Source organism: Shewanella inventionis (assembly GCF_014641855.1).
GTDB lineage: Bacteria > Pseudomonadota > Gammaproteobacteria > Enterobacterales > Shewanellaceae > Shewanella > Shewanella inventionis.
Map to the genome: position 1 here is coordinate 1 of NZ_BMII01000011.1, position 14,757 is coordinate 14,757.

Annotated in this window: 17 protein-coding genes and 1 pseudogene; 11 read left to right on the forward strand and 7 right to left on the reverse strand. The window is 44.0% G+C overall.

Translation table 11 applies throughout. The features are described 5' to 3' along the window. Window positions 1-254: 254 nt before the first annotated feature. The 6 genes and pseudogenes from IEW93_RS07635 to merA all read left to right on the forward strand — a co-directional run. Window positions 255-1,130, forward strand: a pseudogene (locus IEW93_RS07635) (conjugal transfer protein TraG N-terminal domain-containing protein); the annotation flags it as partial. 97 nt (window positions 1,131-1,227) lie between these two features. Next, on the forward strand, window positions 1,228-1,617 hold the full coding sequence (gene merR / locus IEW93_RS07640) for a mercury resistance transcriptional regulator MerR (protein WP_032482372.1): 390 nt from the start codon (window positions 1,228-1,230) through the stop codon (window positions 1,615-1,617). 84 nt (window positions 1,618-1,701) lie between these two features. Beyond that, window positions 1,702-2,049: a mercuric transporter MerT family protein gene (locus tag IEW93_RS07645; RefSeq protein ID WP_154715436.1), complete on the forward strand. Its 348-nt coding sequence runs from the start codon at window positions 1,702-1,704 to the stop codon at window positions 2,047-2,049. Between the two features lie 59 nt (window positions 2,050-2,108). Next, window positions 2,109-2,384 carry a mercury resistance system periplasmic binding protein MerP gene (gene merP, locus IEW93_RS07650; protein ID WP_028867975.1) on the forward strand — a complete coding sequence of 92 codons (276 nt, stop codon included), beginning with the start codon at window positions 2,109-2,111 and terminating at the stop codon, window positions 2,382-2,384. A gap of 9 nt (window positions 2,385-2,393) precedes the next feature. Beyond that, entirely contained in the window at window positions 2,394-2,807 is a 414-nt protein-coding gene (gene merC, locus IEW93_RS07655) for an organomercurial transporter MerC (protein ID WP_229706643.1), read from the forward strand. Window positions 2,808-2,844: 37 nt separating this feature from the next. Next, window positions 2,845-4,518 carry a mercury(II) reductase gene (merA, locus tag IEW93_RS07660; protein ID WP_028867977.1) on the forward strand — a complete coding sequence of 558 codons (1,674 nt, stop codon included), beginning with the start codon at window positions 2,845-2,847 and terminating at the stop codon, window positions 4,516-4,518. A 105-nt stretch (window positions 4,519-4,623) separates the two neighbouring features. Here merA and eexR read toward each other — a convergent pair whose 3' ends face one another. From eexR to IEW93_RS07695, 7 genes are read right to left on the reverse strand one after another with little or no spacing between them, the layout of a single operon-like run. Next, on the reverse strand, window positions 4,624-5,055 hold the full coding sequence (eexR, locus tag IEW93_RS07665; RefSeq protein ID WP_040132805.1) for an entry exclusion protein EexR: 432 nt from the start codon (window positions 5,053-5,055) through the stop codon (window positions 4,624-4,626). A gap of 54 nt (window positions 5,056-5,109) precedes the next feature. Further along, complete coding sequence (locus IEW93_RS07670; protein WP_000566752.1) at window positions 5,110-5,643, reverse strand: FlhC family transcriptional regulator; 534 nt, start codon at window positions 5,641-5,643, stop codon at window positions 5,110-5,112. After that, window positions 5,640-5,939 carry a flagellar transcriptional regulator FlhD gene (locus tag IEW93_RS07675; RefSeq protein WP_000210563.1) on the reverse strand — a complete coding sequence of 100 codons (300 nt, stop codon included), beginning with the start codon at window positions 5,937-5,939 and terminating at the stop codon, window positions 5,640-5,642. The genes IEW93_RS07670 and IEW93_RS07675 overlap by 4 nt, the downstream gene beginning before the upstream one ends. Beyond that, window positions 5,936-6,484, reverse strand: a complete 549-nt coding sequence (locus IEW93_RS07680; protein WP_188738632.1) for a lytic transglycosylase domain-containing protein — start codon at window positions 6,482-6,484, stop codon at window positions 5,936-5,938. The genes IEW93_RS07675 and IEW93_RS07680 overlap by 4 nt, the downstream gene beginning before the upstream one ends. Beyond that, the gene (locus IEW93_RS07685) at window positions 6,471-7,133 is read right to left on the reverse strand and encodes a DUF6475 domain-containing protein (protein ID WP_032081042.1); all 663 of its coding nucleotides are present in this window, start codon (window positions 7,131-7,133) and stop codon (window positions 6,471-6,473) included. The genes IEW93_RS07680 and IEW93_RS07685 overlap by 14 nt, the downstream gene beginning before the upstream one ends. After that, a complete protein-coding gene (locus IEW93_RS07690) occupies window positions 7,120-7,989 on the reverse strand; it encodes a hypothetical protein (protein WP_188738634.1) in 870 nt (289 codons plus the stop codon). Before IEW93_RS07690 ends, IEW93_RS07685 begins: the two co-directional genes overlap by 14 nt. A 55-nt stretch (window positions 7,990-8,044) precedes the next feature. Continuing rightward, on the reverse strand, window positions 8,045-8,296 hold the full coding sequence (locus tag IEW93_RS07695; protein ID WP_108945895.1) for a helix-turn-helix domain-containing protein: 252 nt from the start codon (window positions 8,294-8,296) through the stop codon (window positions 8,045-8,047). Between the two features lie 117 nt (window positions 8,297-8,413). Between IEW93_RS07695 and IEW93_RS07700 the strand changes: the two genes are divergently transcribed. The 5 genes from IEW93_RS07700 to IEW93_RS07720 all read left to right on the forward strand — a co-directional run bounded on the left by IEW93_RS07700 (window position 8,414) and on the right by IEW93_RS07720 (window position 14,549). Next, entirely contained in the window at window positions 8,414-9,061 is a 648-nt protein-coding gene (locus IEW93_RS07700) for a LexA family protein (protein WP_188738635.1), read from the forward strand. A gap of 256 nt (window positions 9,062-9,317) precedes the next feature. Then, the gene (gene prfC, locus IEW93_RS07705) at window positions 9,318-10,904 is read left to right on the forward strand and encodes a peptide chain release factor 3 (RefSeq protein ID WP_188738637.1); all 1,587 of its coding nucleotides are present in this window, start codon (window positions 9,318-9,320) and stop codon (window positions 10,902-10,904) included. A gap of 246 nt (window positions 10,905-11,150) precedes the next feature. Continuing rightward, the gene (locus IEW93_RS07710; protein WP_188738640.1) at window positions 11,151-11,912 is read left to right on the forward strand and encodes a TatD family hydrolase; all 762 of its coding nucleotides are present in this window, start codon (window positions 11,151-11,153) and stop codon (window positions 11,910-11,912) included. A gap of 177 nt (window positions 11,913-12,089) precedes the next feature. Then, a complete protein-coding gene (locus tag IEW93_RS07715) occupies window positions 12,090-13,349 on the forward strand; it encodes a NupC/NupG family nucleoside CNT transporter (protein WP_188738642.1) in 1,260 nt (419 codons plus the stop codon). Between the two features lie 360 nt (window positions 13,350-13,709). Continuing rightward, window positions 13,710-14,549 (forward strand): nucleoside-specific channel-forming Tsx family protein, encoded by an 840-nt coding sequence (locus IEW93_RS07720; RefSeq protein WP_059746464.1) that lies wholly within the window; start codon window positions 13,710-13,712, stop codon window positions 14,547-14,549. Window positions 14,550-14,757: the final 208 nt, after the last annotated feature.

The window sequence follows — 14,757 nt, forward strand, 5'->3', positions numbered from 1 at the left end:
CGATGATAGCAACAGGCAATGAAGCAGGCATCAATGTATTTGATTACTTTACGCGACTGCAACGAGATGCGGATGATGCAAAAAAGCATCCTGAAAAATACCTACCTTGGAATTATCTCGACCAATACCAATAATAAACCGCTCATAATCAAGCAATGCTTGGGCCAGTGGCCTAAGTATTGCCGTGCCTGAAATTTAAGAAACCAGATTTTTTGCTTTATTACTTATGTCACGCCATGCTGCCGTAAGCTCACGGTATAGATGGACAGTTGAATGCGCATCAGCAGCAAGCTCAGCAGGCCGTAGCTACTGACACAAGTACCTATCAATCTGGACTAAACAGTGAAGCTGGATCTCAGTGGCGATCACGCATTATGGCTGATGATAGCGGAGTTTCTGGTGCTGAAATGTTCTTCAACAGCGCCAGTGCTATTGGTGATTTCAGTGGCAAGCATACTGATGCAGCACTGCATACCTTGAATCACTTTGGCGAAGACTATGAGAGTTACAAAGAACAAGCGCTTGAAGATCCTGGCTCACGAGGTTTCTTGCACAACGCTACGGTGGCCAGCAAATCAACCTGGGATGGCTTAAAAGCCGCCGTTGATGCAGGAACCTCTTTGGAAAACCCATTGACGGCGTTTAATGATGCATACAGTGGATCGAGTTCGCAGTATGCTTCCGAAGTAAACTGGGGCACTAAGTCTGAAGCCATGTTGGCGGGGGCATTCGGTGCGGCAGTTAACAATCGATATGGTGAGTTCCTAGAGCAGTATGCTGATGATTTTAAAAAGGAAGCATACAGCGAAGGGCAGAGAATGGGATTGACCCCGATTCAAAGTCAAGTGTTCGCTCAAGCTTTCAATGAAGGTTTGGCGGGGCGCGTATTCAACTCTGAAGACTCATCGAGTTGGTCGCCTGAAATGCTTGGCCTAAGGGAGCAAATGCTAAATGAGTATCGTCAAAAGGATGAGAGTGGCGCTTACATCCCTGACAGTGTGTCTGAAGAAGATAAAGCATTTGTGGATAAGCAGATAGCGGTGATCTCAAATGCATCCCTTGCGGGAGATTATGCTCAGAACAACTTGATCGATATTAGGGCATATAACCAGGCATCAGGAAATAAATAAAACAAGGAGTAGAAGCTCAAGGCTAACGAAGTTTTATGGCTTAATTACGTAGATAGGGATATATTTCTCCGTACTTAGATACGGAGAAATATAACACATGTACACAATTGGAAAATTAGCCGAACAAGCTAGTATCAATGTTGAGACTGTTCGTTATTACGAACGACGTGGTCTTATAGAAAAACCTGAAAAACCGCATCTAGGCTACCGACTTTATCCTTTGGCAACATTAAACCGAATAAAATTCATTAAACGTTCCCAAGATCTTGGGTTCACTTTGGAAGAAATCTCCAATTTACTCAGCCTTAATGACACTCCCTGTATAGAAGTGCAAGAAATGACTTTACACAAGCTTGCAAGTGTGAAAGTCAAAATAGCAGGTCTTCGCCGCTTAGAAACCGTTCTCACAGAATTATTGAATGAGTGTAATTCTAATACTAACCAATCCCACTGTCCCATTATTGATTCCCTACTTCCTGAAGATTAATAATGATTCAAATTTTATCTTGACTCCGTAGTTGGGTACGGGGTTTAAACTTGTTTTACTAAAGTACGATAAGTAGAGTGAGTTATGTCAAAAAGTAATCCCAACTTTCCAATCATCGGCGGTGTTATTGCCGCTATTGGCGCTGGTCTTTGCTGCGCTGGTCCTTTCGTCTTGTTGCTGCTAGGCGTGAGTGGCTCCTGGATTGGTAATTTAACCTTGTTAGAACCTTATCGTCCCATTTTTATCCTGCTGGTTTTAGCCTTATTTGGCTTCGCAGGCTGGAAGGTCTATCGCCCCGTCGAGGACTGTGAGCCAGGCACCGCCTGTGTAGTTCCTCAAGTGCGAAAACGTCGGCAGGTGATCTTTTGGTTAACGGCACTGACTGCGTTGGTTTTAGTCACCAGTAATTATTGGATTGTCTGGTTCGCCTGATGACGATTTCTAACCTTTTATTTTGATTAAATCTTTATGGCTTGCTCTTGGAGAAAATTATGAAAACACTCGCCCTAATGTCCCTGTTCGTACTGACCAGCCTGAACGCTTTAGCTGCCCCGAAAACAGTTACTTTGGAAGTCCCAACCATGAACTGTGTGACCTGTCCCTTTACCGTGGAAAAAGCCTTACAAAAAGTCGATGGCGTCAGTAAAGCCGAAGTGACCTTTAAGACCAAACTGGCGGTGGTCACCTTCGACGACGAAAAAACCACGGTAAAAGCACTGACCGAAGCCACCACTAACGCGGGTTATCCGTCAACGCTCAAGGAGTAAAGCATAGAAATGCTAATACGGTTACTGACCCGGTTCGGCGATAAGATTAGCTCATTGGGCGCGCTGGTTTCTGCTATGGGATGCGCCATGTGTTTCCCGGCCATTGCCAGTCTGGGCGCTGCGGTAGGACTGGGTTTTCTCAGCCAATGGGAAGGTCTGCTTGTTAGCACGCTATTACCCCTGTTTGCCTGGATTGCCTTGGTACTCAACGGACTTGGCTGGTTCAGCTACCGGCAATGGCACCGTAGTGCGCTGGGTGTGGCCGGCCCCATTTTATTGCTGTTATCGCTCTATCCGTTTTTCCAGTACGGCTGGAGCAGCTATGTCACCTATTCAGCATTAGGCCTGATGGTTGCCGTATCGCTTTGGGATATTTTTTCACCGGCGAATAAACGCTGTGATGATGACAGCTGTGCTGTTTAACACGACGCAATGCCTGACTACTATTTGAGGAAAACGAATGATCTTACTATCGATAGAAGGGATGACCTGTCCAAGTTGCGTCGCCCACGTTAAAGAAGCACTCGATGCGATCGAAGGCGTTAATAAGGTTGAAATATCTTATGAAAACGCCAGAGCAACGATCACCACGAACGGTGGGGTCAGCGTAACCGTTCTCATTGGAGCAATAGAAGCTCTCGGTTATATCGCAAAAGAATCCACTGGCACTGCAAAAGAAATTACTTCACCGAACGACTGCTGTGACAACGAAAATGCAAGCAACACTGAAAGCAACCAAACTCAACACGTGGCGATTATCGGTACGGGTTCCGGCGCTTTTGCCTGCGCTATTAAAGCCGCTGAAGGTGGTGCCAAGGTCACTCTTATTGAGGGAGCCGATGTGATTGGCGGCTGTTGCGTGAATGTCGGCTGCGTACCCTCAAAAATTCTAATCCGCGCCGCTCAATTGGCTCAGCAGCAACGCAATAATCCCTTTACCGGACTGGAAAATCATGCGCCCCAATTGAGTCGAGCCTTGTTGACTCAGCAGCAGACCGCTCGGGTCGAAGAGCTGCGCGCGGCAAAGTACCAGAATATTCTGGAGACAAATCCTGCGCTTAGTTTACTTAAAGGTTGGGCGCAATTTAAAAATGCCAACACCCTGATAGTCAGAAAAAATGATGGAACCGAGCAGGCAGTTCACGCCGATAAAATCCTGATCGCTACCGGCTCCACGCCAACCATTCCTCCTATTGATGGTTTAACTGAAACACCTTATTGGACCTCTACCGAAGCGCTGTTTGCTCAGGAATTGCCGCAGCACCTGGTCGTGATTGGTTCGTCGGTTGTAGCGCTGGAAATTGCCCAGGCTTATCGCCGTTTAGGCAGTGAAGTCACCATATTAGCAAGACATACATTGCTTTATCGGGAAGATCCCTTGCTCGGTGAAAAACTCACCGGATGTTTTGAAAAAGAAGGCATTCGAGTATTAAACAGTACGCAAGCTACCAAGGTGACCCACGATGGAAGCCAATTTACATTGGAAACTAACGCGGGCGATCTACGCTGCGATCGTTTGCTGGTAAGCACCGGGCGACACGCCAATACTTGCCAACTCAATCTGGGCGCGGTGGGTGTTACGACCAACAAAAAGGGCGAAATCGTTGTTAACGAACGCATGGAAACCAATGTTCCCGGTATTTACGCCGCCGGAGACTGCTGCAACATGCCGCAATTCGTCTATGTCGCCGCGGCCGCCGGTAGCCGTTCCGGCATCAACATGACGGGCGGATACGCCAAACTGGATCTATCCACCATGCCAGCAGTGATTTTTACCGATCCCCAGGTGGCAACTGTTGGGCTCACGGAAGAGCAAGCCAACGCACAAGACATTGAAACCGACAGTCGTGTATTGGAGATGGAGAACGTGCCGCGCGCACTGGCGAATTTCGAGACCGATGGTTTTATCAAATTGGTGACGGAAAAAGCCACTGGCCGCCTGATCGGGGCGCAGATTCTGGCGCATGAAGGTGGAGAACTGATCCAGAGTGCGGCGCTGGCGATCCGCAACCGTATGACGGTGACGGAATTAGCCGACCAGCTTTTCCCTTACCTGACTATGGTGGAGGGTTTGAAGCTCTGCGCCCAAACCTTTAACAAGGATGTCAAAGAACTGTCCTGTTGTGCTGGGTAACGAACTTGAGTTGATCCGTATTCATTGATGGAAATGGCATTTTTCATTCGTAGTACGAAAGTGCCAATCAATTTTTTGAGTATAAGTAAAAAAGCAGTCAATTTACTATGACCTTGTTTTTTTAGGGAGGATAGATGAGCGACCATCTGCAAATTCGTTTACCCAGTACCAATATTTTTTTTCGCTCAGGCTTAGTTCTCGACCGGTATCTTTCAGTTGTCTTTGAAATAAATGGATTAGTCCGCTTAAGCCTAAGAAGGCTAAACCGACACATAAAATTGTCCAACTCGCTTGCCAATATGCGATTGCTACAAGCATAGTGATGATGGCTATAAGTCCGATGGGATTACAGGTCGCTTTGAATCCCAAGTAGCTGAAAAAAACGACGGTGCAAATCAGAAATGGCAAAGCCGCTAACTTGGCAGATGCCGTTAATATTTCTGAGGGAAAAAAATGAGCCGCAGCCAAAGTCGCCAGAAAAAGCCCCAGTGATATAAACCAGCAGCGTGCTGGTAAAGATTTAAGTAATTTTATCATCTTAGTACTCTCAAAGTGCACGGGCGGTGCACAATCAAATCATGCATCAGCATGTTAGTTCTCAAAAAGTGCTCTAGTGGTTTGCTCGGCCATAATCTCACACACAGGACATTTAAGCTGAATGCGCTGTTGAGATACCGTCAAATACAGACTGCCGCATCGACACCGGTGTAAGGATGCAAGCTGTGATCTTAAATCACGAGCTAGAACCCAACCTTCATTGATGGTCAGTTTTTTCCAGGGGATCTCAGCTGGAAGATCTGCCTCTTCTCTTGCAACCAAGTACGCATCGTAAGCCTTCATCAAAGCATCGATATTTAATTTCTTGTAGACATTATCACCACCAATATTGACATAAAGCGCCATCAGCAGGGAGCCTTCAACTAGGGCTCTTCTGCTTTTAACGATGGCATCAGATTCTGGCAATTGACCAGGACAAGGTGACTTGCCAGTCACTTCTTTGTGCAGCCTTCTGATAATGTGGATTGGCAAACCTGTATCGAGCGCGATAATGGTCGTTCGAAATCCGTACTTAATAAGCAGCGAGGCTCGGGTAAACAGCTCACTTTTGGACAGGTTATCAATCATGCATCCCCCTTGTTGTTTAGGGTTGATAATAAATAAGCGATTCTTGGGATACCTGTGCCTTTGCTCTTCACCATCTCAATCAGTTGGCTTTGGTTACCCCTTGGTTGAAACAGCATGAATGATGAGGTCGCTACTCGTTGCAGGTCGTCAACACCAGCATTAATCAGAGCATCAACCACATCGCGTGTAAGTCCAAAGCGCAAGACAGCCTCTTGCGGATCAATGCGCGCCAATTCCCGTGCTGCGTGCAGGTACGCCAAGTTTAATTGATAGAAGTCTTGTTGATTGGTTGTCATTGACGGACCTCCAGTTCATGTAAAATATTGCGATAAATAGAAAGCACTCTTTGCCCATACCAGCGTGCACGCTCTTCGTTCCAACTGTGATAGCGGCCTATGCCAAGCTCTAAATCGTTAGGTGAAGACTTGATTGCTTCGGCCAAAATACTGGAGCCGACGGTAAGGTTGGTGATGGGGTCTAGCAGTTCTGCTGCTGAGCTCACCCGATGTCCGTGCCAATGCAAATTGATTTGCATTAGGCCAATATCGAGCTGGTATTTTTCACTCTCTTGCAGTGCCTGGCTTAACAGTTGCTCCGCTTCTGTCTGAGATTTGGCGTAGGTTGCATTTGAACCATTGCGAATTGCGTATGGCCATGGGCTGGTCATGTTGAGACCACGATGTGAGGCGGACTCAGCCAAGGCAACGGCGTAGAGCATGACAGGATCAATACCAACGCTTTGGGCTGCTTTTTCCCACTGATAGCCCGGAAATGCATAGACTGAAGAGCTTGCGGACATGGCTATCACTAGGGCAATGGTTTTTGCTTTAATCGTTTTCATTTTTGTCCTCTAATTGATTTCCGAGAAGCGCCTGAATGGCTTTCGGGCTTATTCTTTTCAAAGGCACTGCGCTAAAGTCGGTGATGCCTCTTGTATAAACTTGTGCTGCTTTTGACCAGTCGCCCACGGCAACCGGCGCTTGCATATCAAATCCTTTTTGCTGGTTCTGATGGTCTGCAATACCTTGTAATAGCCTTGGGTATTCACCCACTTCGTCCCGCAACAAGTAAGCCTGGTAGCGTGTTAAAAACTCTTTTTGTTTAAAGGGGTATTCCCTGTCATCTACCTTGCAGAGTTCAACCCATCCCCCCATGTCTGAAATAACGCGGTGAATAAGCGCATCGTCAAACATCACGGATGTCCAAGCGCCAACCTGACGAACAGCCTTGTCAACTTTGTTCCAAGCAACCATGGCTCTTGAACCCGAGTTGCCATCGATATGCTTGATGACGTCAGCGGGCTTTGGAAAAAATTGCCCAGTATCCGGTGATTGAATATGCCGAGTCAGACCGATTCGCACTTCTTCAATGCTATAAGCACGAAGGGCTTCAAATGCGATGGATAGCAATTGTGGTGATACGCTTTTGCCATACATGGCCCAAGCAGCTCCCCAAACTTCAGCAAACTCGCGTTTATCAACCTCCTGCACTTGAACGAACCTCCCGAATACCTGGTCCGGCCCAGCTTTCAGCAATGCGGCGATTGCTTTCTTCAATGTTCAATTGGTGATTGCTGCCCTTTAGGCTCGTCGATGATTGCTGTACTTCATCAATGCGAACGTACTCGTCTTCCCATTGCCGGTTTAAAAGCCAGTTATGTGGCATAGGGGTCTTAGTCCGATCTTGATACTGCAATCGGTTGTCTCGTTGCTCTTTCCAGCGTGTTAGCACTTCCAAGGCGAGTTCATGGTCTTCATTGAGTCCCATGCGTAGCCATTCTTCTTTGGCTTTCGCTTTTTTTTCTTTGCGTATTTGTACATCCCAGAAGTCTTCAAACTGTATGTGGTCAACAGTTTTAACTGTTGGTTTATTGCTTCTCTCAGAGTCATCCGACCGTTGAGAGTCCCTAACCGGGTTGCCATCAGGCATAAACAATGATGAAAATTCTTCAGGTAGCCGAGCTTGAAAAGCGGCAAGAGATTTCAAAAGCGATGCCATACCAATGAAGTCGGCAGGTACATCTTTAAGCAACCGAAAGGCTGCCTTACCTTGGTTTGGGTTTTCGATTGGGTTGTGCTTCAGAAAGCTTCGAATCAAAGTCCAACCGGATTCCTCGCAACGAATGAGGAACTGATCTTGTTCTAACTCATTTAGAGCCTTGGCAACCTGTTGCTCTTCCCAATTCAAGTCAGAAGCAACGTAACCAACCGGCAATCGAAAGCAGCCAAGCAAATTACAATGTGGGCATGTAAGCAAATACAGTCCTAGCAACTTCGCTGAGTCACTCCAGGACAAAACGTTTTGCTTTAGCCAAAAGCGGGTATAGACCTTGCCATAATCACGCATGGAGGAACTCGCTTTTGTGTTTACGTAAAATGCTGACCATTATTTGCCCTTAATCCTAATGGTTACTGGCTTTCAGCTCGCTTGGGCATTCGGGATAGATGTCCGGTCTTAACTGGGATCGGGTTACCTGTCCTTGCGTAGCTTGTTCGATGGGTAAAACGAATTCAGCGGGAACACGCCCTGATTTATTCAACCAAAACCAGACGTTTTGCTGTTTTGAGTTGATGGCTCGTGCTAATGCTGATTGCCCGCCTACCAAGTCAATGGCACGGCGGAGATGTTTTTGTGTCGTGTTGAACACTTCCATACCGTCTCCTGTTACAATAAAAACTGTTACAAGATTGAATTTTACAGTTTAAACTGTAGGTAAGTCAACAGTTAAAATTGTTGAAAGGCTACAGTTTTATTTGTAGAATACGGGCTTATGAAAACTTTATCCGAACGACTAAACCATGCCTTGCAGCTTACTGGGGTGACTCAGTCTGAGTTGGCTCGTCGCATTGGTATCAAACAGCAGTCGATCAGCCAGATTTGCTCTGGTAAATCGGCTAGGTCTCGTTACACCATGCAGATCGCGGAGGCGCTTCGCGTGAATGCTCATTGGCTCGCCACAGGTGATGGCGAGATTGGCTTGGGGGTCGGTAATGTAGAAGTCGGGCCTGACATTAAGGGAAAAATTCCTCTCATTAACTGGGTTCAGGCCGGTGATTGGACTGAAATAGCGGAGGGATTTGCCCATGAAGATGCTGAGGAGTGGCGTGAAGTCACTGGGAAAGCACATGAGGGTTGTTTCGCACTTCGCGTAAAAGGCGACAGTATGGAAAATCCAAGCGGAAAAAAATCCATACCTGAGGGGGCAGTGATCGTTGTTGATCCCGAGTTACCTTACTCTTCAGGTTCATTGGTTGTTGCGCGTTTGGATGATTCGAAAGAAGCAACCTTTAAGCAGTTGGTCATTGACGGTGAACAGAAGTACCTAAAACCTTTGAACCCGCAATACCCTGCAATACCGATCAATGGCAACTGCACCATCATTGGTGTTGTACGACAAGCTATCATCGATTTTTGGTAGCGAAGGAATTTGTGGTTTAGCCACAGTTGTTCATGAGCTGAAGAAGCAACGATTGCAAACAGCTACAACTGAGCATTGGCGTACGCTGAGAGTAAATGGTAACCGATTAGATAACCATTGATTGTTTATAAAGTCAATATCAGCGAAAATAGCGGCCAATTACGATTAACACGACGGATTTGACAAGCGAAGAACTGAAAAGAGAGTACTTCCAAAAGTGTGTACAAATCCGTGTACAAACTAAAAGATTTTATACATGGCAAACCAAGATTTTCTTAATGAAATCAATAAGCGAAGGACCTTTGCTATCATCTCGCACCCCGATGCGGGTAAAACCACCATCACCGAAAAGGTACTATTATTCGGACAGGCTTTACAAAAAGCCGGTACGGTAAAAGGTAAAAAGTCAGGTCAACACGCTAAATCTGACTGGATGGAAATGGAAAAAGACCGTGGTATTTCGATTACTACGTCTGTGATGCAATTTCCATACGGTGGCGCACTTATCAACTTACTTGATACACCTGGTCACGAAGACTTTTCGGAAGATACTTACCGTACTCTTACCGCTGTAGATTCTTGTTTAATGGTTATCGATTCTGCTAAAGGTGTTGAAGACCGAACCATTAAGCTGATGGAAGTGACTCGCTTACGCGACACGCCTATTGTGACATTTATGAATAAATGTGACCGTGATATTCGTGATCCGATTGAGTTGATGGATGAAGTTGAAGACATTTTAAAAATGGCTTGTGCACCTATTACCTGGCCTATTGGATCAGGTAAGGACTTTAAAGGTGTTTATCATATTTTACGTGATGAAGTGATTTTGTACCAAAGTGGTATGGGACACACTATTCAAGAAGAGCGCATTATTAAAGGTTTACATAACCCGGAATTAGATAAAGCGCTTGGATCATATGCTTCAGATATTCGTGATGAAATGGAGTTGGTGGCTGGAGCTTCGCACGTTTTTGATCAAGAGGCATTTTTAAAAGGTGAACTCACACCTGTGTATTTTGGTACCGCGTTAGGTAACTTTGGTGTTGATCATATACTCGATGGTATTGTTGAATGGGCACCAAAACCTTTACCCCGTGAAACTGATGTCCGTGAAGTGTTGCCCAATGAAGAGAAATTTTCAGGATTTATTTTTAAAATTCAGGCAAACATGGATCCTAAGCACCGAGACCGTGTTGCATTTATGCGAGTGTGTTCAGGTCGATATGAACAAGGCATGAAAATGCATCATGTGCGTATTGGTAAAGATGTTAACGTGAGTGATGCGTTAACCTTTATGGCGGGTGATCGAAACAGGGCTGAAGCGGCATATCCTGGTGATATTATTGGTCTGCACAATCACGGTACCATGCGAATAGGCGATACATTTACCCAGGGCGAAAAAATTCGTTTTACTGGCGTGCCTAACTTTGCGCCAGAAATGTTCCGCCGAATTCGATTAAAAGATCCATTAAAACAAAAGCAATTGCTAAAAGGCTTAGTGCAGTTATCTGAAGAGGGCGCTGTACAGGTATTTAGGCCCATTGACTCAAATGATTTAATTGTTGGTGCTGTTGGTGTTCTTCAGTTTGAAGTGGTTGTTGGACGCTTAAAAAGCGAATATAACGTTGAAGCGATTTACGAAGGCATTAGTGTCAGTACTGCCCGTTGGGTTTACTGTAAAGATGAGCGTAAACTTGAAGAGTTTCGTCGCAAGTGTAGTGCTAACCTTGCACTCGATGGTGGCGATAACTTAACTTATATTGCACCGACTATGGTTAATTTAAACCTGTCGATGGAACGCTACCCTGACATTGAGTTTGCTAAGACACGTGAACACTAGTTGTTAAGTTTTATGTTGAGTTAATGTAAAAAAGGTGGCTTTGCCGCCTTTTTTATTGTGTTTTTAAGGGGCCTGTCACAGTAATTCTTATAGTTGTGTGAGGTGAAGATAAATAATCGGTACTTATAGAATATTGACAAGATTTGCACGGTTCAATGTTCGATTCATTTCTATTTAAAGCTGCGCTTATCGTGCCAATGTATTTTGTGCTAGTTTAGCGCTAATCATAATAATAGTAGATGCAATATGATCGATACCCACGCACATCTGGATATGGCTGATTTTGATCAGGACCGAGACGAGCTTGTTGCTGAAATGAGCAAACAGGGCATTTCATCTGTGATTATCCCTGGCGTTGCTGCTGATAAATGGCAGCATCAATTAGACATCGCCGATAAATATCAATGGTATTTCGCCCTTGGGATCCATCCTTGGTATGTGCCAGATGAGATTGACCGAGCTATTGTTCTGCTTGACGCTATGTTGCAACAATATAGGGAAAATAAGCGTTTGGTGGCAGTTGGAGAGTGTGGTTTAGATAAATTACACTCTTGGTCAAATAAACAATTGTTGTTATTAGAAAAACAATTACACCTAGCGCAAACTTACCAATTACCTGTCATTTTACATGCGGTGAAAGCTCATCAAGAATTAATCACTCTTCTGAAACGATGTAGGCTAGAGCGTGGCGGGGTAATACATGGTTTTTATGGTAATCGGCAAATTGCCGAGCAATATATAGATCTCGGCTTTAAATTAGGCGTTGGTGGATTATTGCTCAATCCTAGTGCGAAAAAGCTTCGCCAAGCAGTGACCGAATTACCATTGGAACACTTTTTATTGGAAACCGATTCGCCCAGTATGAGCCCTTTTGATCAACCTAAAACACGTAATACCCCACTAATATTAAGTCGAATTGTGTCCGAAATCTCATTTTTAAAGAAAAATGAGACTGTCTGTATATTAGAACAGTTTAATAAAAATACTGTGCAACTGTTTGAGCTTTAATTGTTTTTTTTGAAACGAGTTGCGTAATGTTGAGTTTTATTGCTTAAGAGATTGAAATTAAACTCTAAAAAGTTGATCAAAACGACGCTTTTCGTTTCACGCTCAGTTATAATCATCAACGGAAATTAGGTGAGTTAACAACATTCAAAAAAACTGTTAACAAAAGGGTGATGATTAATGGATATTTTAATGAGTTTAGTAGGGGTGGTCGTCCTACTTGCGATAGGTTTTTTACTATCAACTAACAAAAAAGCAATTAATGTACGTACCGTTGGTGGTGCTTTAGCTATTCAAGCATTCTTCGCTGGTTTCGTATTATATGTTCCAATCGGTAAAGATATTCTGAAAGGTGTATCTGACGCTGTATCAAGTGTGATTAGTTACGCACAAAGTGGTATCAGCTTCTTATTTGGTGATTTAGCTAACTTCAAAGTTGGTTTTATTTTCGCCATTAACGTATTACCCGTCATTGTATTCTTCTCTTCTTTAATTGCAGTGCTTTACTACTTAGGCATCATGCAGTGGATCATCCGTATTATCGGTGGTGGTTTACAAAAAGCATTAGGTACAAGCCGTACTGAGTCTATGTCTGCAACCGCAAACATCTTCGTTGGTCAAACTGAAGCGCCTTTAGTTGTTCGTCCATTTATTGCGACAATGACTCAATCTGAACTATTCGCCATTATGGTGGGTGGTCTTGCTTCTATTGCAGGTTCTGTATTAGCCGGTTACGCGCAAATGGGTGTTCCTATTGAATACTTAGTTGCAGCGTCATTCATGGCGGCACCAGGTGGTCTATTAATGGCTAAACTGATGCACCCTGAAACTGAAACCGCTATCAACGAAATGGATGACTTACCAGAAGACCCAGATAAACCAGCTAACGTATTAGACGCTGCTGCTGGCGGTGCTTCATCTGGTATGAGCCTAGCCATTAACGTTGGTGCAATGTTGATCGCATTCGTAGGCTTAATCGCTATGATCAACGGTATCATCGGTGGTGTAACAGGTTGGTTTGGTTTAGAGGGTATCACTCTAGAACTTATCCTTGGTTACATTTTCATGCCTTTAGCTTTCTTAATCGGTGTACCTTGGAACGAAGCATTAGTTGCTGGTTCTTTCATCGGTCAAAAGATTGTTGTTAACGAATTCGTTGCCTACTTGAACTTTGCTCCATACCTAAAAGATATTGCCGATGGCGGTGTGTTAGTTGAAGCAACTCAAGCTGTCATGACAGATCGTACTAAAGCGATTATCTCTTTCGCATTGTGTGGATTCGCTAACTTATCTTCTATTGCAATCTTACTTGGTGGTTTAGGTGCTATGGCTCCTTCACGTCGCCATGACCTTGCAAAATTAGGTATCCGTGCTGTTATCGCTGGTTCATTAGCTAACTTAATGAGCGCGACATTAGCCGGTCTATTCTTAGCTATCTAAGTTAAGAGTTAATCTAGAGGGTAAAACCTCAATCACTGGGTCTTTAGTGAGTCAATGTTAAAGGCCCAGTTTGTAAGACGTTGTTATTGATTTTTGTGTTAATCCACCATTTCCGATGCGAAGTTATAGGCTAGTTGAATACTGTACAAAGAGGATGTATTAAAGCCGCTGCTCAGTATTCATCAGTTTGTTTGTTAATAATGTGTAGACAAAAAGTCGCGACATTGTTCACAAAAAAGAATTTTGTATTCGTTTTTTATCGATTAAATATTGAGATTTATATCAGTAACGGTAAAATACGAATGATTAAAAAGAAGTGCTATCCAAGAAGATAGTTAAATAATATACATGGGGTTGATGATGAAAAATGTAAAAATGTTAGCTTTAGCGGGTGCAACAGTTGCTGCTATTTCTGGTAATACTTTCGCGGCAGATCGTACAGATCTTCACGCTACTGATTATAAATGGTTGCAGTTTAATGCGATGTATTCTATCGGTGAAAAGCCTGATAACCCAGCATCTGGCGATCAACATAACTACTTAGAAATGGAGTTTGGTGGTCGTTCTGGTGTTGTTGATCTTTATGGTTATGTTGATGTGTTCAACTTAGCAAATGAATCTACTGACAATGGTGACAAAAACCCAGGTTCAGGCACTAGTAAAATATTCATGAAGTTCAATCCTCGTTTCTCTATCGATGCGATTACTGGTAAAGATTTATCTTTTGGCCCAATCCAAGAAGTATATTTCTCAACTTTGTTCAACTGGGATGGTCTTAACGGCGAAGGCGTTAACTCTACATTCTGGGGTGTTGGTGCAGACGTAAACGTACCTTGGTTAGGCAAGACTGGTATGAACCTTTATGGTTACTACGACATGAACGCTAAAGAGTGGAACGGTTATCAGTTCTCAGCTAACTGGTTCAAGCCTTTCTACTTCTTCGACAACAAGAGCTTCTTATCATTCCAAGGTTATATCGATTACCAATTTGGTGCTGACGAAGACGACAACATGTTCGTTCCTAAGACTTCAAGCGGTGGTAACATCTTCTTTGGTCTATACTGGCATTCAGATCGTTACGCGCTTGGTTATGGCTTAAAAGGCTTCAAAGACGTATACCTACTTGAAGATGAAGGCGGATTGGTTGGCCTAGAATCTACTGGTTGGTCACATTACCTATCTGCAACTTACAAGTTCTAAGATTGGTATAGTGAATCTGTTGGAGCCGCATTTGCGGCTCCATATTTTATAATAAAAGTAACATCGAACTTTCATTTAAAATCATTGTCTAACAAGAGTGTTTTTATATAAAAGTTTGTACTCTACAAAGTTTTATTTTTACGCGCTAAAAAGGATTTTTCGCGGAACAGTTGAAACAAATATCTTTGTTTTATCTTTTCCGGTCTTC